Source organism: Succiniclasticum ruminis DSM 9236 (genome assembly GCF_900112895.1).
Classification (GTDB): Bacteria; Bacillota; Negativicutes; order Acidaminococcales; family Acidaminococcaceae; genus Succiniclasticum; species Succiniclasticum ruminis.
The window spans coordinates 201,219-221,148 of sequence record NZ_FONL01000001.1 but is presented as its reverse complement, the minus strand read 5'-3'; the positions used below and the strand labels follow the sequence as shown (position 1 = coordinate 221,148).

The 19,930-nt window shown below is 50.8% G+C and carries 18 protein-coding genes; all 18 read left to right on the top strand.

The window, feature by feature from the left end; genetic code table 11:
• A partial coding sequence (locus BM159_RS01035; protein WP_245763599.1) for a porin family protein occupies positions 1-1,047 on the top strand: 1,047 nt, incomplete at its 5' end.
• Positions 1,048-1,410: 363 nt separating this feature from the next.
• On the top strand, positions 1,411-1,911 hold the full coding sequence (locus tag BM159_RS01030) for a hypothetical protein (RefSeq protein WP_093912406.1): 501 nt from the start codon (positions 1,411-1,413) through the stop codon (positions 1,909-1,911).
• A 10-nt stretch (positions 1,912-1,921) separates the two neighbouring features.
• The gene (locus tag BM159_RS01025) at positions 1,922-2,215 is read left to right on the top strand and encodes a hypothetical protein (RefSeq protein WP_093912405.1); all 294 of its coding nucleotides are present in this window, start codon (positions 1,922-1,924) and stop codon (positions 2,213-2,215) included.
• A gap of 89 nt (positions 2,216-2,304) precedes the next feature.
• Entirely contained in the window at positions 2,305-2,775 is a 471-nt protein-coding gene (locus BM159_RS01020) for a SoxR reducing system RseC family protein (protein ID WP_093912404.1), read from the top strand.
• 116 nt (positions 2,776-2,891) lie between these two features.
• Complete coding sequence (gene radC, locus BM159_RS01015; RefSeq protein ID WP_245763598.1) at positions 2,892-3,578, top strand: RadC family protein; 687 nt, start codon at positions 2,892-2,894, stop codon at positions 3,576-3,578.
• Between the two features lie 101 nt (positions 3,579-3,679).
• Positions 3,680-4,714, top strand: coding sequence for a rod shape-determining protein (locus tag BM159_RS01010; RefSeq protein ID WP_093912403.1), 1,035 nt, complete (start codon positions 3,680-3,682; stop codon positions 4,712-4,714).
• A 25-nt stretch (positions 4,715-4,739) separates the two neighbouring features.
• Entirely contained in the window at positions 4,740-5,609 is an 870-nt protein-coding gene (mreC, locus tag BM159_RS01005; protein ID WP_093912402.1) for a rod shape-determining protein MreC, read from the top strand.
• Positions 5,606-6,106 carry a rod shape-determining protein MreD gene (gene mreD / locus BM159_RS01000; protein WP_093912401.1) on the top strand — a complete coding sequence of 167 codons (501 nt, stop codon included), beginning with the start codon at positions 5,606-5,608 and terminating at the stop codon, positions 6,104-6,106. The genes mreC and mreD overlap by 4 nt, the downstream gene beginning before the upstream one ends.
• A 140-nt stretch (positions 6,107-6,246) precedes the next feature.
• Entirely contained in the window at positions 6,247-8,007 is a 1,761-nt protein-coding gene (gene mrdA / locus BM159_RS00995) for a penicillin-binding protein 2 (protein WP_093912582.1), read from the top strand.
• A 4-nt stretch (positions 8,008-8,011) separates the two neighbouring features.
• Complete coding sequence (gene rodA / locus BM159_RS00990; protein WP_245763597.1) at positions 8,012-9,112, top strand: rod shape-determining protein RodA; 1,101 nt, start codon at positions 8,012-8,014, stop codon at positions 9,110-9,112.
• A 22-nt stretch (positions 9,113-9,134) separates the two neighbouring features.
• On the top strand, positions 9,135-11,108 hold the full coding sequence (locus BM159_RS00985) for a TIGR03960 family B12-binding radical SAM protein (RefSeq protein WP_093912400.1): 1,974 nt from the start codon (positions 9,135-9,137) through the stop codon (positions 11,106-11,108).
• On the top strand, positions 11,105-11,809 hold the full coding sequence (locus tag BM159_RS00980; protein ID WP_093912399.1) for a TIGR03936 family radical SAM-associated protein: 705 nt from the start codon (positions 11,105-11,107) through the stop codon (positions 11,807-11,809). The genes BM159_RS00985 and BM159_RS00980 overlap by 4 nt, the downstream gene beginning before the upstream one ends.
• A gap of 102 nt (positions 11,810-11,911) precedes the next feature.
• On the top strand, positions 11,912-13,321 hold the full coding sequence (locus BM159_RS00975) for an Rne/Rng family ribonuclease (RefSeq protein WP_093912398.1): 1,410 nt from the start codon (positions 11,912-11,914) through the stop codon (positions 13,319-13,321).
• A gap of 211 nt (positions 13,322-13,532) precedes the next feature.
• Complete coding sequence (locus tag BM159_RS00970) at positions 13,533-14,480, top strand: hypothetical protein (protein ID WP_093912397.1); 948 nt, start codon at positions 13,533-13,535, stop codon at positions 14,478-14,480.
• Positions 14,481-14,661: 181 nt separating this feature from the next.
• The gene (locus BM159_RS00965) at positions 14,662-16,791 is read left to right on the top strand and encodes a hypothetical protein (protein WP_093912396.1); all 2,130 of its coding nucleotides are present in this window, start codon (positions 14,662-14,664) and stop codon (positions 16,789-16,791) included.
• A 54-nt stretch (positions 16,792-16,845) separates the two neighbouring features.
• Positions 16,846-17,409 carry a D-sedoheptulose 7-phosphate isomerase gene (gene gmhA / locus BM159_RS00960; RefSeq protein WP_093912395.1) on the top strand — a complete coding sequence of 188 codons (564 nt, stop codon included), beginning with the start codon at positions 16,846-16,848 and terminating at the stop codon, positions 17,407-17,409.
• Positions 17,402-18,883 carry a D-glycero-beta-D-manno-heptose-7-phosphate kinase gene (gene rfaE1 / locus BM159_RS00955; protein WP_093912394.1) on the top strand — a complete coding sequence of 494 codons (1,482 nt, stop codon included), beginning with the start codon at positions 17,402-17,404 and terminating at the stop codon, positions 18,881-18,883. Before gmhA ends, rfaE1 begins: the two co-directional genes overlap by 8 nt.
• Before the next feature lie 60 nt (positions 18,884-18,943).
• Positions 18,944-19,930, top strand: coding sequence for an ADP-glyceromanno-heptose 6-epimerase (gene rfaD, locus BM159_RS00950; RefSeq protein WP_093912393.1), 987 nt, complete (start codon positions 18,944-18,946; stop codon positions 19,928-19,930).

Sequence of the window (19,930 nt, the reverse complement as noted above, 5' to 3'; positions counted from 1 at the left end):
AAAGGCGCCAACGTAGACAAACTGGCTGCTGAATTTGCTGATGAACTGGATGCGCTGGGCGTTCGCGTAGCAGCTCTGGAAAAGAAAGCTGACAATGTAAAGATCACCGGTCAGTTCCGTTATCATTATGCGCATGACAAAAGAGAAGGTTATAGCGAAAACGGTCACAGAACCGGCCTGCGTTCCCGTATCTGGTTCAACGGCCAGGTAAATGACAACTGGACTTATGTTGGAATGTTGCAGAATTATCAGGATTTAACCAATAATATTGGTGACGAACGCACTGATTTCCAGCGCGCTTATGTGGATGGCCGCCTGGGCGGACTGCAGGTAAGAGCCGGCCGTCACGACTTCCAGCTGGGCGATGCCAACCTGTACGATACCCGTATGGACGGTGTCAAGATTGCCTATGGCAACAAAGTAAAATTTGGCGCATACTATGGCAAACCGGCAGATCCGATTGATGATGGCGAAAAACCTGCTAACTATATTTTGAAATATAATGGTGGGCCTGGCGCTTGGTACAATAAGTTCTGGGGCGCAAACCTTGGCTATGATGCAGGCAAATTCTCGCTGAACGTCGCGTATGATAAATTCGAAGATGCGAAAGATATTAACGGAGCTGATGTAGCAGGTTTTGATGACAATGGTGTATGGAGCGTACAGGCCGGTTATAACTTCGGCAAGGCTACCTTGGGCGCTATTTACCTGAAATCCGATGTAGATCCGGTATACAATGGCAAAAAGGCCGATGATGACGGATTTGTTATTACCGCAACCTATGGCGGAGCTGAGGCTGCAAAACCCGGTACCTGGGGTCTGACCGCTAAATATTATGATCAGGGTGCAGGCACCTTTATTGCCCATACCATGGACGGCAACGCGATGGATTTTGTAAATCAGGGCTTTAAAGGCTGGAGCGTAGCAGGCGATGTAACCGTTGGCAAGAACATGATTGCTACGGTAGAGTACTTTGACATTAAGGGCAAAGAAGACAGCAATATGAAAGCTAAGACCCTGTGGAGCCAGCTGGCTGTAACCTTCTAATTGATCCGGATGCATTGTGCTGATTGAGACTTACAGATTTTGTTGATTGAGGCACGCTTGTGAGTTGATCACGGTTTACCATTTAAGAGGCTGCGACGTTTGTCGCAGCCTCTTTTCTTTTTGCGAAAAGAATTTTTCCAAACTTTTTGCAGACTGAAACACAATTTGAAAAATAGCTGAAAAATAAAGACGAATTGCACTTCTTCCTCTATCTTTTTATTCCTTTTTCTGTTATAATGATATGGCAAAATTTTAAAGTGGGTTCGTGTTTGCTGTCAGCGTAAACGGGCAGCCTGGTGTACCCGCTTTTGCTGTCGATCAGTGTGTCTCGCTGAAACGTTCAAGCGTATTGGAGGGAGTTTTTTGAAGAATAAGGAAATTTGCCGGGAAACTACTACCCGGGGCAGCGGCAAGATGGGACTGGCCTACATGGCGCTGCTGGCAATCTGCTGCAGCTGGGCCTATGAGGGATTCCGCTTTAACAGTACCGGCATAGTCAGCCCCGTGGGAATGGGGCTTAATTTTCTCTGGCTGGGGCTTTGGATCTGGAAGGTATATTACCGGTACGAAGTGATTCTGCGCCAGAACGAGCTGGAAATCGTGACCATCGGATTATGGAAGCAGGGCAGTTACAAAGTTGACCTGAGCAAAACGGAAAGCTTTGCCCAGCATTACCGGCACGATTTTTTCCGCCGTACCCGCATTAAACATTATATTCACCGCTATAATATGGCGGACGTCAATCCTACCCGCATCCTGGCATTTAAGGAAGGCAAGGGGCTGGCAGCAGTCATCTTCTGTTGCAGTGATGAGTTTTTAAAAGAACTGGTGCGTCTGATGCCGGACAAGTACCTGGAGTTTTAGGAGTGGTCGTATGATAGATATTTCTACTGTACCGCCGGCTGCTGTGACCGGCCGTCTGTTTACCGTCTTTTTTCTGTCTTTTTTCATTATCTTTATTACTGCGCGGCTTGTTGGGAGTGAACGGAAAGCATTGTGGTTTAAGCGCCGTACCAATTACACGCTGTTGAACCGTCGTGGTATTTTTGGTGAGTACATGAACTTCGGGTATCCCCGGACTTGGCAGGGGCTGCTGGTGGCCCTCGCCATGTATGGACTGATCTTTGCCCTTGCGATTGGGTACATTTGTTTTTATCCCTACGCGTAAGACTTTATGAACAGGAAGTTCTGTTTGCAGACAGAGGATGTTCTTCATAGCAGAACGTTTTTTGTAACAGTTGGAGAAGGAGTTTGCAAGTGATTAAAGGAACGGTAACGGAGACCCATGGCGAACGCGCCAAGGTCCGTGTCAATTTTAAAGAAACTACCGAGCGGGGGCTGCGGGCTTACATCGACTGCTGGAATCCCATCAGCGCCCATCCGGGAGATAATGTGATTATAGAATACCGCAAGGTCGATGCACGCAAGGCAAAATGGTTCCAGATCATGCTGCCCATTTTATGCCTGGCGGCCGGCGGTATCTTCGGTTATGCTTTGGCCGGCTATTTTAAGATGGATTTCTGGTTCTGGCCCTTTGTGGGCGGCAGCATAGTGGTCTGGATGTATATTGCTTACAATTACATTAAGATATTCCGCCGGGATGCCATTAGCGCAAAAGAACAGCTGACCGTGGCAGAAATTGAACCGGCAGAGTACCTGATCAACACAGAAGAGGAAGTCGAAGAACTGGCTGAAAAGCCCAAGTCATTTTTGTATAGTGGCAGGTAAGAATTATCTGTGCGGGAAACGTTTGAACAAACGGAGCGTTAGGTGAACGCTGTGCGAGCGTTTCCTGTACAGGTGCTTTAAAAACTAATTCTTAAAGAAGTAAAGGAGATGATAGTTTGTCAGATTTTAAAATTAAAGAGATGAGCGAAGAGGACCGGCCACGGGAACGGCTGTGCAATAAAGGGGCTGAAGCCCTGTCCAATGCGGAATTGCTGGCGATCCTGATCGGCAGCGGCACGAAAGAGCATTCCGCCCTGCGTATTGCCGAAGAGATGACCCGGAACGAAGGGTTATACCGGCAGGTGGCCCGCTGGCACAGGGTGCAGGAATTCAGGCACATCAAAGGCCTTGGCAATGCCAGAGCTGCCCGTATTTTAGCTGCGATGGAACTGGGAAGGCGGATAGCCTGCGCATCAGCCATTGACTCCGAACATATCGCCTCGCCGGGCGACGGAGCGCAATATCTGATGGGCAGACTGCGAAATGAGACTCATGAAAAGTTTATCGTCCTGCTGTTAAATACAAAGAACCGGATTATAAAAACCGAACAGATTGCGGAGGGGTCCCTGACCAGCGCCGTGGTGCATCCCAGGGAGGTGTTCGCGCCTGCTGTGACAGCGCACGCGGCCTGCATCCTGGTGGCCCATAACCACCCGTCGGGGGATCCGTATCCCAGCACGGAGGATCGCAAGCTGACCCGTGCGCTGGAAGAAGCGGGAAGCGTTTTGGGAATCCCGCTGCTGGATCATCTGGTCATCGGTGACGGGCGGTATTACAGCTTCAAGGAACATGGCGATCTGTAGTCTGGCCTGTTGAAATATTGAAATTACAATGGTTTCCGGGCAGTTTTCCGCAAAGGCGGGGACTGTACGGCTTTTGAAAGATTATATGGGGTGAAAGCAGTATGTTTAGCATATTCGGCAGATTTTCCCACGATTTGGGAATCGATCTCGGCACCGCTAATACGCTGGTGCATTGCAAAGGAAGAGGGATCATTATCCGTGAGCCTTCGGTAGTGGCCGTGGACAGCGAAACTAACGAAGTGCTGGAAATCGGCGCGGAGGCCAAGCAGATGATCGGACGCACGCCGGGCAACATCATTGCCATCCGTCCCATGAAGGACGGGGTCATCGCGGATTTTGACATTACCCAGTCCATGCTGAAATATTTTATCCATAAAGCCATCGGATATCATTCCCTGGTACGGCCCCGTATCGTTGTCGGTGTTCCCAGCGGCGTGACGGAAGTGGAAAAACGCGCTGTTGTGGATGCGGCAATTCAGGCGGGAGCCCGGGAAGCCTATCTGATTGAGGAACCCATGGCAGCTGCTATAGGAGCCGGTCTTCCGGTGCAGGAGGCTACCGGAAGCATGGTTGTCGATATTGGCGGCGGCACCTGCGAGGTGGCGGTCATTTCTCTGGGCGGCATCGTGGTGTCCCGATCTATCCGTACCGGCGGGGACGCCATTGATGATGCGATTTCCCGCTATATCCGCAAGACTTTCAGCCTGTTGATCGGCGAGCGTACGGCGGAACAGATTAAGATCACGTTAGGCACGGCTATGTTTGTTGACAATCCGGATACCATGGAGATCCGTGGCCGCGACCTGGTCAGCGGTCTGCCCAAGAATCTGACAATCAATGCTAACCAGGTCTGCACGGGTATTGCGGAACCGGTAGCGAGCATCGTGGACGCAGTGCGCAATACGCTGGAAAGGACGCCGCCGGAACTGGCTTCGGATATCATCGACCATGGCATAATCATGACAGGCGGTTCTTCTTTGCTGCGGAATCTTGACAAACTGATCAGCAAGGAGACCGGCATGCCGGTATACGTCAGTGACGAAGCGTTGGCCTGCGTGGTGTTGGGAACCGGTATCTGCGTGGAAAATATTGACACTTATAAGAAAGGCTTTATGGCTTCCAGCAGCAAGCTGTAAGTGATAGGGCCCCGGATGGTTTATTATGAAAAAGCAGCAGTTTGTGACGGTGCTGGCCGTGCTGGGGATGTGCGCCTGCATGGTACTGGCTGTACATCAGCGGTGGCGCTTCCCGTTAGTGAATGCGGTTGTGAATACCGTGTTGCTGCCTGTTAATGCGGCGGTTCGCCAGATCAATGACGCGGTGGTTTCGTTCCGTGAAAACCGGCGTCTGAATGCTACATTACAGGAAGAGAACAGCCGGTTGAAAAAGGAACTGGATAATCTTCGCAGTACGGAATACCGTTTGAAACAGCTGGAGGCTGAAAACACAGAATTGCTGGCGATGGCAGGTTACAGGAGGCAGAGGGATGAACTGACGCTGCTGCCGGCCCGTGTGATTGGCATGAGCCTGGGCGACCTGCATGAATATTTCTTTTTAGATAAAGGCAACGCTGACGGGGTGCTCGCCGGCATGGTGGTCACTACCAGTGAAGGAATGGCCGGCGTGGTGGATCAGGTTTACCGTCACTACAGCCGTTTTATGCTGATTTCCGCAAACCGGTCCCGCGTCGGGATCAGGGTGTTGCGAAAAGAATCCCGCGCCGTAGGCGTACTGACAGGTCAGGGACCGAACCGCTCCCTGCTACAGGGGGAATATTTTGGCCGCGATGATGACGTGCAAACCGGCGATATGCTGGTGACCAGCGGCATTGGCGGTAAATATCCGGCAGGCTTGTTTGTTGGTACGGTGAGAGGTGTAGAAGCCGATGTTACAGGTCTGCAGAAGCTGGTGCAAATCGAGCCGGCAGCCGACCTCAGCCGTCCGGACAGGGTGTTTGTTATTTTACAGGAAGATGTAAAACGTCGTATCGAAAAAGAAATAGCGGAAGAAGCCGGGGAGGCCAAACCATGAAGATGTGGTCATGGATTGCCGCAGCGTTTGTTGTTCTGGTGTTGCAGACGACTTCTTTGGGATGTTTTGGGGGCAATCTGTTTTTCGACTTGCCCTTGCTTTTTATTTATAGTGTGGGATTGTTTTGGGGTGCCCAGGCCGGTCTTGTCTGCGGTCTTGCCTTTGGCCTGCTGCAGGATATTTCTTCTCCCGCGGTGTTTGGCTTTTATATGCTGACGCGCGGACTGGTGGGGTATGGTACCGGAAGCATCAAGGAAATGATCTTCAAGAACAACTATGGTTACCATGTTCTGATCATCGGTTTTATCAGTCTGCTGCTTCGCTCCTTATATGCTGTGCCGGTATTCTGGCTTTCAGGCTTTGGGAAAGCGGCGCTTTTCCTGTATCTGCAGGATTCGCTGCTGTATTGCCTGGGAAATATGCTGCTGGTACTGCCTGTCACACGAATCCTGCTGGCCTTGTACCGGTGGACGACCGAGGACGACGTGACATATTAATCAGCGTTTCCTTAAAATAATAAAGAATATACAGGTAACTGACCGGGATTCCGGCGCGGGAAGTAACGGGGCGGAACCGGTGTGATTTTGAAAGGGTTATTGCGTTGCTGAACCATACCAGTGGGGATCGGTTAAAAAAGATGCTTGCGGTGGCGCTGGCTGTTTTTGTGGTCTTAAGCGGCAGGCTGGCCTGGCTGCAACTTTATAAAGGACTGTATTATGGGAAGCAGGCTGACGGCAACCGTATGCGCAGTGCGGTGATTATGGCGCCCCGGGGCCGGATTATGGATGTGCACGGCAAGGTACTGGCAGACAGCTCGCCGGGGTACGTACTCAGCCTGCAGGCAGGGAATTCCTTTTCGGATGCGGAAGTGGATCTGCTGGCCCGCCTGTTGGCAATGCAGCCGGAGATGATCCGGAAAAAGGCAGACCGGGCGGCGGGCACTTATGAGCAGATCACGGTGAAGAGCGAACTGACGCCTCAGGAAATCACATCATTGGAGGAGCATCTGAAGGATCTGCCGGGTATTTCGCTGAACTTACAGCCTATGCGGCATTATCTGTACGGTACGTCGGCGGCTCATGTTTTGGGCTATGTTGGTGAAGTTTCGGAAGAGCAGATAAAGCAGGGTAAATATAAAGGTCTTTCCCCCGGCAGTATTGTGGGGAAGGAAGGCCTGGAGTTTGTCTATGATGCGGTGCTGCGGGGACAGACCGGGCGCAGGACGGAGGAAGTAGATGTAAGGGGCCGGGTAGTGCGCGAACTGGCAGGACAGGCTCCTGTTTCCGGGAAAGGCCTGGTGCTGACGCTGGATTTTGCGTTGCAGCAGGATCTGGAACGGGTACTGGATAAACAGATGGCCGCCTTGCGCAGCAGCGGAATCGCGCCCAATGCCTACGGGGCGGCTGCAGTGGCCATGGATCCAAATACCGGCGCGGTGCGCGCGCTGGTCTCCCGTCCGGGATATGATCCCAACTGGTTTGTGGGCGGCATATCTACAGCCCACTGGAAACTGATTAATGAAAATGTGTTCCACCCGCTGACGAATAAAGTCATTAACGGCGAATATCCGGCCGGTTCCACCTTTAAGGTGGTGACAGGTTCGGCAGCGCTGGACAAACATAAAGTGACGCCGGAAGAGTTGATTTTTGACTCAGGAAAACATTGGCTGGCAGACATGGGCAATGCCGGCGGGGAAGCCCTGGGCTGGATTAATTTCCAGACGGCCTTCGCCATGTCTGATAATGTATATTTTTATGAAATGGGGCGCAGGGCCGGCATTGAAAACCTGAACGCCTATGCAGCGCAATATGGATTTGGCAGGCCTACCGGTATTGAACTGGCCGGTGAGTCATCCGGGCTGATCGCCGGACCGGCGGCTAAGAAAAAAGTGTTTAACGAAGACTGGACGTTAGGTGATACTTTTAATGCGGCCATTGGGCAGGGCCTGACCCTGGTAACGCCTATCCAGATTTGCCAGATGCTGGCTGCGGTGGCAGCAGACGGCGTGATTCATCCGCCCTATCTGGTGGAGAAGATAGTCAATGCAGACGGCAGCGTATATGAAACACCGAAGCGGCCTCAAAGCCGCAGGCTGGAAATGGAACCCCGGACCGTTCAGCTGATTCAGAAAGGATTGAAGGGTGTGACCCAGCCGGGAGGTACCGGTGCCTGGTTTGCCGGGTTGCCGGTTCCTGTGGCAGGCAAAACGGGGACTGCGGAGAATCCTCACGGACAGGACCACGGCTGGTTTATCGCCTATGCCCCGGCGGAGAAACCGGACCTGGTCATTGCCTGTATCGTGGAACAGGGAACCTACGGGGCTACGGCTTCCGGGCCTGTCGTATATGAAGTGCTGGAAGATTATCTTACAGGAAAGTTGAAAGCAGAGAGGAAATAATACATTGCGCCGGTATTTACGCAATCTGGACTGGATTTTAATATGGACCATTCTGCTGCTAAGCGTTACCGGCATGGTACTGATTGCCAGCGCTACCCACGGGGATGCGCTGGTGGCGGGGCACAACCGCTTTGTACAGCGGCAGGGGATATTTCTATTGGTGGACGTCCTTCTGGCCATCGGGATTATTTCCCTTGACTACCATTCGTTAAAGCGGATTGCCCTGCCTTTATACGGCTTTATGGTATTGTTGCTGCTGGGAGTCATGTTTTTCGGCCATGCCAGCCTGGGGGCGCAGCGCTGGATCCAGATCGGTCCGGTGACCTTTCAGCCCAGCGAATTTTCCAAAGCGTTTATGATCGTTTGCCTGGCCGCGTTTCTGGATGAGCGAAGTGAATATTTGGAACAGTGGAGGGATTATTTGCCGGCCTGTCTGTTTATGCTGGTCCCCTTTGTACTGGTGCTGCGGCAGCCGGATCTGGGAACGGCCCTGGTCTTTGCGGCTATCGCCTTCTCTATGTTCTGGGTGTGCGGCTTTAAAATCAGATGGATTGCTGTCCTGGCCGGGGTGTTTGCCTGTGCGGCCCCGGTGTTATGGCAGTTTTTACATGAATACCAGAGAAATCGCATCCGTGTTTTTCTGGATCCGGAACTGGATCCTTTCGGGGCAGGATACCATGTAATCCAGTCTAAGATTGCCATCGGCAGCGGCATGCTGTGGGGCAAAGGCTGGATGCAGGGAACCCAGAGCCAGCTGGACTTTTTGCCGGAGAACCATACGGATTTTATCTTTGCGGTAGCCGGGGAAGAGTTTGGTTTTATCGGGTCCATCATTATTTTACTGTTGTATATGATATTAATCTGGCGGGGCATGACGATTGCGCTGAACGCGGAGGACCGTTTTGGCACCTTGCTGGCCACAGGCATTACGGGCATGTATCTGTTCCACGTGCTGGTAAACGTGGGTATGACCATCGGCATCATGCCGGTGACGGGCGTACCGCTTCCGTTTCTCAGCTACGGGGTCAGCTCCCTGACAACCAATATGCTGTTGGCGGGGGTATTATTGAATATTAATGTACGGCACACACGGTTGCAGTTTTAGTGGATGATTTGGAGGCTCTCACATGAACAAGGAACTGTCCATTGACATGCTGGCGGCGGTAAAGAAGCCGGCCCGGTATACCGGCGGGGAGTTTGGCAGTATTTTTAAGGAAGAAGCTGATGTACGGATTGCTCTGGCGTTCCCGGATGTGTATGAAGTGGGCATGAGTTATCTGGGCTTTAAAATTTTATATCATCTGGTCAATAAAATGGAGGGCATTGCGGCGGAACGGGCTTACGCTCCCTGGATCGACATGGAGCAGTTGATGCGGGAACGCAGGATTGTGCTTACCACGCTGGAAACCAAAAAGGCTCTTTGTGAATGCGACCTGGTTGGCTTTACGCTTCAGTATGAACTGAGTTACACCAATATCCTGAACATGCTGGACCTGGGCGGTGTTTCCGTCCTTGCGGAGGAGCGTGGAGAAGAGGAACCTTTTGTAGTAGTTGGAGGACCTTGCGTCTTCAATCCGGAACCCCTGGCAGATGTGATTGATTTTGCCATTTTGGGCGAAGGGGAAGAAGCGCTGCCGGAAGTACTGACCTGTTACCGAAACTGGAAACGGGAAGGAAAACCGGGAGGCAGGCAGGAATTCTTGCATCGGGTAGTTCGGATTCCCGGCGTCTATGTTCCTTCGTTTTATGATGTAACTTACAATGAAGATCATACTATACAGGCAGTGAATCCCAATACACCGAACGCGCCGGTCACTGTGACCAAACGGGTCGTGGCAGATTTAAATGAAGTAGATTTTCCTACTGCACCGGTAGTTCCGTTTGGGGAAATAGTTCATGACCGGATCATGTTGGAAATGTTCCGTGGCTGCAGCCGTGGCTGCCGTTTCTGCCATGCGGGGATGGTATACCGTCCCGTGCGGGAGCGCCGCCCGGAAGTGTTGCGGGAGCTTGCCCATAAACAGGTGGATAATACGGGCTACGAGGAAATCTCTCTGGTATCGTTAAGCACGGCAGATTATTCCTGTCTGGGACCGTTTTTGGACAACATGATTGCAGATTTTAAGGACAGGAAGGTCAGCGTGTCTTTGCCCAGTCTGCGTATTGACGCCTTCAGTGTAGACGTGGCAAAAAAAGTGCAGGCAGTGCGGAAGAGCGGCCTGACGTTTGCGCCGGAGGCAGGCAGCCAGCGTATGCGTGACGTGATCAACAAAGGCGTTACGGAAGAGGATCTGCTGCACGCGGTGAGCGCGGCTTTTGCCAATGGTTGGAAAAAAGTAAAACTGTATTTTATGATCGGCCTGCCCGGCGAGACGGATGAAGATGTGCTGGCCATTGCCCAGCTGGCGAAGAAAGTACAGTGGAAATTTAAAGAGATTACAGGCAAAGGGGGATGCCAGGTAACCATCAGCGCGTCCTCTTTTGTGCCGAAACCGTATACGGCGTTTCAGTGGGCACCCCAGGATACCTTAGAGGAGATTCGCCGGAAACAGGGTCTCCTGATTGAGGCGACACGGATCAAAAATCTAACCTTCCAGTATCATGACGGCAAGACCAGTATTATGGAAGGCATCTTTGCCCGCGGTGACCGCCGTCTGGGCAAGGCTTTGTACCTGGCCTGGCAGCGCGGACAGCGCTTTGACGGCTGGGCGGATGTGTTTGATTTTGAACGCTGGCAGCAGGCGCTGCAGGATTGCGGGCTGGATCCGGATTTTTATAATCACCGGGCGCGGGGCGAGAACGAAGTATTCCCCTGGGAGCATCTGCAGCCTGCGGTGAACCGGGCATTCCTGGCCAGTGAATATAAAAAAGCAAAGCAGGGATTGCTGACAGCCGACTGCCGGCAGGGCCGCTGCAACGGCTGCGGTGTGTGTCAGCGGCTGGGCGTCCCGGTCATGGACTGGAGCGGCAGGGCCTACGACGCATCAAAGGAAAAAGGCTTTGCGCCTCTGGCGGAAAAGATGGCCAGCGGGGATAATCAAAGCTACAGTACCGCAACCCAACGGCCCGGTCTGCCGAAAGAGGGAGGTGACGCGGAATGAAGCTGCGATTCCAAATTACCAAGGAGAAAGAGATCCGTTTCATTTCCCACCTGGAGTACGTACGCACCATTGGCCGGGCTATACGGCGGGCCAAATTACCGGCAGCCTATTCGCAGGGTTTTAATCCTCATATGAAATACTCTCTGGCGTCTGCGTTAGGCGTGGGGGTAGTCAGCTATGCGGAATTTGTGGAACTGGAACTGACGGAACCGGTTCATCCGCTGGAAGCGGCAGAAGCGTTGCAGAAAGCGCTGCCCCGGGGCATCCGGGTGTTGGCAGTGGACGCGGTGGATAACAGTGCACCTGCTCTCATGAGTGTGGCTGGGGGCGCGGAGTACAGGGTGACGCTTCCCTGGACAGGCAATATTGCACCGGCGGTTGAGGCATTTAACCGGGCTGAAACCGTGTTTTTTGAAAAACAGGCTCCCAAAGCCAAAGAAAAAGTCAAGCGAATTGATGTGAAGTTTTATATATCCGAGTTGTCGGCGGTACAGCGGGAAAAGGAAACAGAGTTGCATTTCCATTGCCGCATCACCCATGACGGCAGCATGAAAGCAGTGGATCTGCTCAATACACTGAATGAACAGTATGGTTTGCAGCTGCCTGTGGAAAAGGCGGATATTGAACGGATGGATCTGTACCGGGTGGATGAGATGGGAAATAAATGGCCCATGTTGGACACGTTATTTGAGCAGGGATAATATTAACCGGAAGGCACAGACGGAAAATTTGTGTTGCCGGTGTAATGGAAGTTACGGTTCCGTGCTATATCAGACGAAAAGACAGACAAGGAGGGGAGACCAATGCCGCAGCAGATCATCATCAGCAGTACCCCGGAGGAAGTCCGGATGGGACTGGTGAATAATGGAATATTGCAGGAGTTTATGGTTGAACGGGCCATGTCTGCCCACTTGGTAGGCAGTATTTTTCTGGGCCGGGTCAGCAATATTGTGCGGGGAATACAGGCCGCGTTTATCGATATCGGGCTGGATCAGAACGCATTTTTGTATCTGGGCGATTCCCAGGACCTGACAGAGGGCGCTTCCGTTATGATTCAGATTACCAAGGACCCCAGGGGAACAAAGGGCCCGACGGCCAGCCGGGAAATCACGTTTCCGGGGCACTATGCCGTGTTATTCCCGTTCTCAGATAATATCGGAATCTCCCGGAAGATAACGGGTGAAGAAGAAAGAACCAGACTGCGGAGGCTCGCGGAGAAATTAAGACCTTCAGGCATGGGGATTGTACTGCGTACGGAGGCAGAAGGCGTTACGGCAGAAGTTTTGGAAGCGGATATCAGCAATCTGCTTGCGGAATGGAATGTTGTGGAAGCCAGGGCAAAGCGGGTAAAAGCTCCGGCTTTCCTGCACAGGGAACTGGATTTGTCAGTGCGCATGGTTCGGGATTATTTTACGAGGGATGTAAAAGAAATCGTGGTGGATAATCCGGAAGCCTTCCAGCGGATACAGGCCTTGCTGGCAGGGATGAAAGATGCAGAAGATACAGAACTTAAGCTGTGGGACAGCGGTGAAGATGTGTTTTCCGGTTTTGGCCTGGGAGATGCGCTGGCCTCTCTGGCGGACCGGAGGGTTGAGCTTTCCAGCGGCGGCTACCTGGTCATAGATCATACCGAGGCCATGACTGTCATAGATGTGAACAGTGGCAGTTACAGCGGAAAGAACAATCTGGAAGAAACCATTATGGAAATCAACCGGCAGGCTGCCCGGGAGATTGCGCACCAGCTGCGCCTGCGGGATATCGGCGGTATCATTGTAGTTGATTTTATTGATATGCACAGCGAAGAGAACCGTCAGGAGGTACTGGCCGTATTGGAAGAATCTTTCGCCGGGGACAAGATGCGGCCCCGGATACAGGATATTACGGTATTGAATCTGGTGGAAATCACCCGGAAAAAATCAAGGCAGAACCTGGAAGCGGTGCTGTTTTCCGATTGCCCGGTGTGCAGTGGGAGCGGGCGGGTGCAGTCTAAAGAAGCCATTGCCCTGGAGATCAAACGCCGGATCCGTGGCCTGTTGAAGAAACAGGGGAGCGCGAAAGAGATACTGGTGGTAACACACCCGCTGGAAGCGGAGTACCTGCAGCAGCATCTGTTAAAGGACTGGAACCGGGAACTGTCCTGCCATATTACCATAGAGGCAGACGTATCACTGCATGTGGAAGCCTTTATGATTCTGGACAACAGCGGAAGTTAATCGGCCTTGTTGTTTTTACGCCTTTGCAGCAGACAAAAACCGCCTTATTTTGCCAGACTCCGTCTAAAATGAGGCGGTTTTTTGTCTTTTCTGTAAAAAATGTTAAAAAATACGATTTTTTTTGTTGACTTTCTACAAGATATGCTATAATAAAGCTATAATAACTCTATCTATAGTTGTTTATAGCATATTTTTATCGGAGGGATGACAAATGAAAAAATTAGTTTCTTTGATCGTCGGTCTGGCTTTATGCCTGGGACTGACCTCTTTTGCCTTTGCGGAGGGTCCTGCGCCGGTTGCGTCAGAACAGCTGGACGCCATTGAGACCGCACTGTACGGGACCCATCAGAGCAGTTCCATGATGGAACGTATGGAAAGCCTGGAAGACGATATTTACGGCGCACCGGATTCCGGCCGTAATATTCTGGACCGCATCCAGAGCACCTATGAATATATCTGCGGTACAAACGGCGGAAACGGAAGCTTTTTGCAGAAACTGAACGGCGCCGACAGCCGTCTGAATGCCAGGGTGACTGCCGGGCCGGCAAAAACCCGGATTGAAGAGCTGGAAAATACCCTGTTCGGACAGATTCAGGGCGGTTCCCTGAACCAGCGCCTGGACCGTCTGGTGGAAACTACGTATGCCGGCGGCAAGGTTCCGGTAGAAGCGGTGGTATTGCCGAAAGATTCCCTGGTTAAAATTGAGTTTACCTCTCCCTTAAGCAGCAAGACTGCCCAGCCTGGCGACCCGGTCAAATTCCGCGTCGCGGATAATCTGTACGTGAATGATGTGCTGGTACTGTCCAAGGGCGCTGAGGGTGTAGGTGAAGTTGCAAAGGTAGTACAGCCCCGCAGCTTTGGCCGGGATGCCCGCATTGATGTAAAATTCAGCCATGTATTCGCAGTTGACGGAAGCCATGTTCCCATTTATATTGGCAAGTTGGCGCAGCAGGAAGCGAAAACTGCTATTGGCGCCGCCGGAGCCTCCATTGGCGGCATGGTTGTATTAGGACCGATTGGCGCTGTTGGCGGCGCTTTTGTTACCGGTAAATCCAAAACAATTGAAGCGGGTTCTCTTACCTATGTGCAGGTTGTGGAAGATCAGAAGATCAGCGGCATCGTATATCAGGAGGCGTCTGCCGCAGGATCTGAAGGCTGATGCGCGAATGAACCGTCTGTTCTTAACTGCATAGTTCAGGAAAGGGTTCTTTGACTGCCTGTACTTTGCCTGTTTTTAGAAATATGATGTGAAATACCAGCGTAAAAGTTACGCTGGTATTTTTTTTTGCAATTTTATGTTATAATGTCTAATGGATATTTATTGACATGTGGAGGATTCCATGAAAAAACAGATAATGGCATCGGTGTTACTTGCCAGTATGATGTTCTCAGTTTCTGGCTATGCAGACAATGAACTGATGTCTGACGGAAATGATTCTTACGATAAATATAAATCGCCGCTGGAACAGTCGTATGGTCCGATCGTGAATGATCAACCAAAAGCAGAATCTGCTGATGACAGTGAGGATTTTGCACGGATTGCCGGACAGTTGACAGAAAGGGTTGTTTCAAAAATAGATGTTTCCGGTCAAAAGGCTGCCGGGAGCGAAGTACCTGCTGTCCATGAGCCGGATGTTGCCACGGTAAATGAAGCAAAAAATAGAAAAGAACCGGAACCGGACGTGGTTGACGCTGCCAAGAAAGCTGTGCTGGAAAAAGCAGACCGGCAGGCTGAAGAAGTATTATCAGAAACAGACGATAATTTTGAACCCGCCCTGGATAAAGAGTATCCGGGATATGAGTATCAGGCGCGCAGGCAGATTAAATCTTTTTCTGAACCGGGAAATGTAAAGAATGATTTGCAGCAAAATCGTAATACGGAGTTAGAGTCCCCGGGGTTAAAAAACACCGGGGAACCCGGTTTATCCGCTTCCGGCAGCAAAGTTAAGAGGACGGGAGCTATGGCATCTTTAGCCGGAAATGAAAGTAAGCCGATTTCGTCTTATAAAAAAGGCAAAAAGAACGGAGATAAAAAGGGTGCCCAAAAGTTACCTCTGATCATTAAAGGAAATGACGCCCGGTATTCCAGTGAAAGCGGAGACTTCATTATTGAGGGAAACGTTACCCTTGAACAGGGCGCTACGAAGATGTATTCTTCCAAAGCTGTCGGCAATGAAAAAACAGGGGATATATGGCTGTTGGAAGGCGGGACAGTACAGGAACCGACGAATACAGTATATTCCCGTTGGGCTCATTACAATTACAATAAGGAAACAGGAGAACTTCTCCATATAAAAGGCGCTTCCAGGTCAGCTGGCAGCAGCAGGAAATTTGATTATTACGAGGCGCCTCACGGAATAATCGAAAATGGGATGATGATTATAGATCAGGGCGGGATGACTACCCGGTGTCCGGCGGTAAAACATCCCCCTTGCCTTTCTGTCAAGGCAAAAACGATTACCATCATTCCGAACGACCGTATTATTGCACGAAAAGTGCAGGTGTTTGTCAAGGGAAAACATATTTATTCCCGTGATGTATGGATTAATGATCTCCAGAAGAAAGCGAGTCAGATCAGCCCGCACGTAGGCTGGGACGATGAAAGAGGCTGGTATGCTTCCCTGGAGTACAGCCGGCCGATCGGCAATCCATTGTTGAAAAATCCGACAACCTTTTATATGGAACAGATTTACTATTCGAAATCCAAATACAAACCGTTTTACGGCATCCGTCATGATGAAAAGGATTTTTATGTGCGTGTGAACAGCGGTTATATATATGATTCGGATAATGATCTGATAGACGAGGGGATATGGCTCCGGAAAAAGATAGACTGGGGGCTGTACCTGAAGCCGCACCGTATTGCGAAAGGATTGCCTTTGTCAGTTGACGGATATATTACGCACGGATTATGGAAGTATACACACCGCGACTGGGAAAGCTGGCACACGGATAAGGCGGTTTATCTGCGCCACGACCGTTTTTATCCGCTGGGCGGAAAGAAACTGTACATGGACCTGATGGTAGGACGCAGGTGGGGCAGGGAGAGTTATGGCAACTTTAGTAAAAGGGTAAACAGAGTAAACAGACGATACGGCAACAATTTGAGTACGAATATTCTTCATGGAACAGTAGGGTATCGTTTCTCAGATAAATGGAACATCTGGACAACCTATCATCATGAACACAAAACCAGCAGAGTTTTCAGCAAGGGGCAGCCAAATTATGCAAAAGACTGGAGTATAGGGGTTTCCTGGAAACCGGATAAGCATAATTCATTTACGGTCGTTAACCACCGGAATATGGACAGGGGTACGCAGGACAGCAGTCTGGCAACCCAGGGAAATTATTCGACTACCGTTTCGTGGAATCATCGTTTCTGTTGCGAAGTGCTTTCTGTTTCGTATCAGAGAAAGCATTACAGCAGAAAGAATGAATGGACGGTTAAATTTGAGCTTCTGAACTGGTAATGCAAAAATGTTATTTGTTTTTCAAATTATGAAGCGTGAGAAGATGGAGGGTCTGTGAACCGGATTATTGAACAGCGTTTAGCGGATCATTTGGAAGTATTGCAAAAGATACAGGCTTCGGATTTGCCCCAAAAACTGAAAATGTGTGCTGAATGCGTTACAAAAGCGCTGTCAGGGGGACATAAAGTTTTGTTCTGCGGCAACGGTGGCAGCGCAGCAGACAGCCAGCACCTGGCTGCAGAATTTGTAGGCCGTTTCCAAAAAGAGAGAAAGGGGCTTCCTGCAATCGCTTTGACTGTTGATACTTCTATACTTACGTCGGTAGCCAACGACTATGGGTATGAGACTGTCTTTGCCCGTCAGGTGCAGGCTTTAGGCGAACGGGGGGATGTGCTGATCGGCATTTCCACTTCCGGAAACAGCAAAAATGTTTTGCTGGCCATGGAAGAAGCGAAGACAAAGGGTATTATCTGTATCGGTATGACGGCAGAAGGCGGCGGTAAAATGACGGATGTCGCGGATATCTGTCTGGCGGTTCCGGCCAGGGAGACGGCCCGCGCGCAGGAGATGCATATCCTGTTAGGACATATTTTATGTGAGCTGGTGGATCATGAATGACATGAAATGTACAACTTTTGTTGCGGAAAAAATACAGGATCAGCGCATTGCAGTCATCGGCGATGTGATGGTAGACCGTTTTTTTTACGGTGAAGTAAAGCGGATATCCCCGGAGGCTCCGGTGCCGGTGAACCGTGTGAAGAGGATTAACTCGGTGCTTGGCGGGGCGGCTAATGTAGCAGCAAATCTGGCAAACCTGGGTTGCCGTGTTTATGTGGGCGGTGTCACAGGAGATGATGATAACCGTAAAATTTTGGAAGATCTGTTTACAAAAGAGAAAATAGATTTCAGCGGCCTGGTGAAATCCCGTCACCGTTCCACCGTCACAAAGATGCGCATATTGGGATCCCGGCAGCAGATGCTGCGTCTTGACTTTGAAGAGGTGGGCGATCTGTATCCGGATGAGGCGGACCGGATCAAACAGTGGCTGCTGGATTTGATAGAAAAAGGGCTGGACGGCATTGCCATATCGGATTATGCCAAAGGTGTCTGCTCCGATTCATTCTGCCAGTGGGTAATCCGTATGGCGGACGCGCACGGCATACCGGTGCTGGTAGATCCCAAAGGACCTCATTGGGAAAAATATGAAGGTTGCACTTTTATTACGCCGAATCTGAAGGAAATGTGCGAAGCGGCAGGCCAGACAGTTCCCAATGAGGACGGTCCTGTCCTGCAAATTGCCCAGATGGCGAGGGAGCGCTACCGCATCCGGAATGTGGTAGTGACCCGCAGTGAAAAAGGCATGACGCTGGTAGGAGAGAAACGGACGGTCATTCACTGCCCTGCTTCCGCGCTGGAAGTGTTTGATGTTTCCGGCGCCGGGGATACAGCAGCGGCGGTCCTGATTGCTGCTGTTGCCGGGGGTCTTGCACTGCCGGAGGCTGTATATATGGCGAACCGCGCGGCCGGAATTGTGGTAGGCAAAGTAGGCACATATCCTGTGCACCGGGACGAACTGCTGCAGAATCTGCTGAATGAAGAACGGAAACTGGGATACGGGTTCCGGCCTCTTTCCTGGAAAGAAGTTGCGGATCTTGCACAAATCTGGCATAAAGGCGGAGAGAAAATTGTCTTTACCAATGGATGCTTTGACATTTTACACGTAGGCCATGTATCTTATCTGGAAAAAGCGGCCAAGCTGGGCAAGCATCTGATTGTGGGTCTGAATTCTGATGATTCCGTACGCCGTCTGAAGGGTGAGCCCCGGCCGCTGGTCAATGAACTGGACCGGGCGCGTGTTTTAGCTTCTCTTGCCTGTGTAGACGCGGTGGTAATCTTTCATGAGGATACACCTGCCAGGTTAATTAAAATGGTTCGCCCCGATATCCTGGTTAAGGGTGGAGACTATCGTCCGGATCAGGTGGCAGGACGTGAATATGCAGGAAAAGTGGAGATTGTTGAATTTGAGGAAGGATATTCCACTACGGGACTGGTAAATCAGATTGCCGGTCTGGTTCGGGAAGGGAAGCTTTAAACCGCTGTTTTGAAGTTCAGAAATCCTGACAGAGTTGTTCCCGGAAAGGCGGATAAAATTATGATTATTGTGACCGGAGGAGCCGGGTTTATCGGCAGCAATATTGTAAAAGGCCTGAATGAACGGGGCAGGGACGATATCCTCGTGGTGGATAACCTGACCAATATGGTAAAGTTTAAAAATATTCAGGGCCTGAAAGTTATGGATTACATGGATAAAATTGATTTCGGCGAGGCTGTCCTTGACGGAGCATTCGACCATGAAAAAATTGACGTTATCTTCCATGAGGGCGCCTGCTCTGATACCATGGAGTACAACGGCAAGTACATGATGGAAAACAATTTTGAATATACGAAGAATCTGTTCCATTTTGCTGCAGACCGGAAGATCCAGTTCATGTATGCTTCCTCTGCTTCTACCTACGGCAGCGGTAAGCACGGTTTCACAGAAAAACCGGAGTGTGAGGAAGCGCTGAACGTGTATGCTTTTTCCAAGCTGTTCATGGACAATTATATCCGCCGTTATCTGGACGGACTGGAAAGCCAGGTGGTGGGATTACGCTATTTTAATGTGTACGGTCCTCAGGAAAACCATAAGGGAAAGATGGCTTCCATGGCGTTTCAGATGTATAACCAGTTCAGGAAGGAAGGCAGGGTAAAGCTGTTTGAAGGGTACGACGGTTACGGACCCGGGGAACAGACCCGTGATTTCGTATATGTAAAAGATGTGGTGAAAGTGAACTTCTTCTTCTGGGACCATCCGGAACTTAAGGGCATCTACAATTGCGGGACCGGACACGCGCATCCCTTTAATACGGTTGCCAAAGCCGTACTGAAGCATTTTGGCGCGCCTGTGGATAAACTGGAATATGTCCCCTTCCCTGAAGTGCTGAAAGGGAAATACCAGAGTTACACTCAGGCAGATGAAACGGCATTGCTGTCGGTGGGATATGACGGCGGCTTTACCGGTATTGAAGAAGCTGTGGAAGAGTACTGTCAGGTGCTGGATAAGACCGGCGGATATTACACAAGGCAGGACAGTTTATAA

Bases quoted from the DNA above. Each gene is read 5' to 3' on its own strand.
- BM159_RS00965 (WP_093912396.1), top strand. From the start codon at position 14,662: ATGAAAAAACAGATAATGGCATCGGTGTTACTTGCCAGTATGATGTTC.
- mreC (WP_093912402.1), top strand. From the start codon at position 4,740: ATGAAAAAGCAGCAGTTTGTGACGGTGCTGGCCGTGCTGGGGATGTGC.
- BM159_RS00975 (WP_093912398.1), top strand. From the start codon at position 11,912: ATGCCGCAGCAGATCATCATCAGCAGTACCCCGGAGGAAGTCCGGATG.
- BM159_RS01025 (WP_093912405.1), top strand. From the start codon at position 1,922: ATGATAGATATTTCTACTGTACCGCCGGCTGCTGTGACCGGCCGTCTG.
- BM159_RS01010 (WP_093912403.1), top strand. From the start codon at position 3,680: ATGTTTAGCATATTCGGCAGATTTTCCCACGATTTGGGAATCGATCTC.
- mreD (WP_093912401.1), top strand. From the start codon at position 5,606: ATGAAGATGTGGTCATGGATTGCCGCAGCGTTTGTTGTTCTGGTGTTG.
- BM159_RS00985 (WP_093912400.1), top strand. From the start codon at position 9,135: ATGAACAAGGAACTGTCCATTGACATGCTGGCGGCGGTAAAGAAGCCG.
- BM159_RS00980 (WP_093912399.1), top strand. From the start codon at position 11,105: ATGAAGCTGCGATTCCAAATTACCAAGGAGAAAGAGATCCGTTTCATT.
- BM159_RS00970 (WP_093912397.1), top strand. From the start codon at position 13,533: ATGAAAAAATTAGTTTCTTTGATCGTCGGTCTGGCTTTATGCCTGGGA.
- rfaD (WP_093912393.1), top strand. From the start codon at position 18,944: ATGATTATTGTGACCGGAGGAGCCGGGTTTATCGGCAGCAATATTGTA.
- rfaE1 (WP_093912394.1), top strand. From the start codon at position 17,402: ATGAATGACATGAAATGTACAACTTTTGTTGCGGAAAAAATACAGGAT.
- mrdA (WP_093912582.1), top strand. From the start codon at position 6,247: ATGCTTGCGGTGGCGCTGGCTGTTTTTGTGGTCTTAAGCGGCAGGCTG.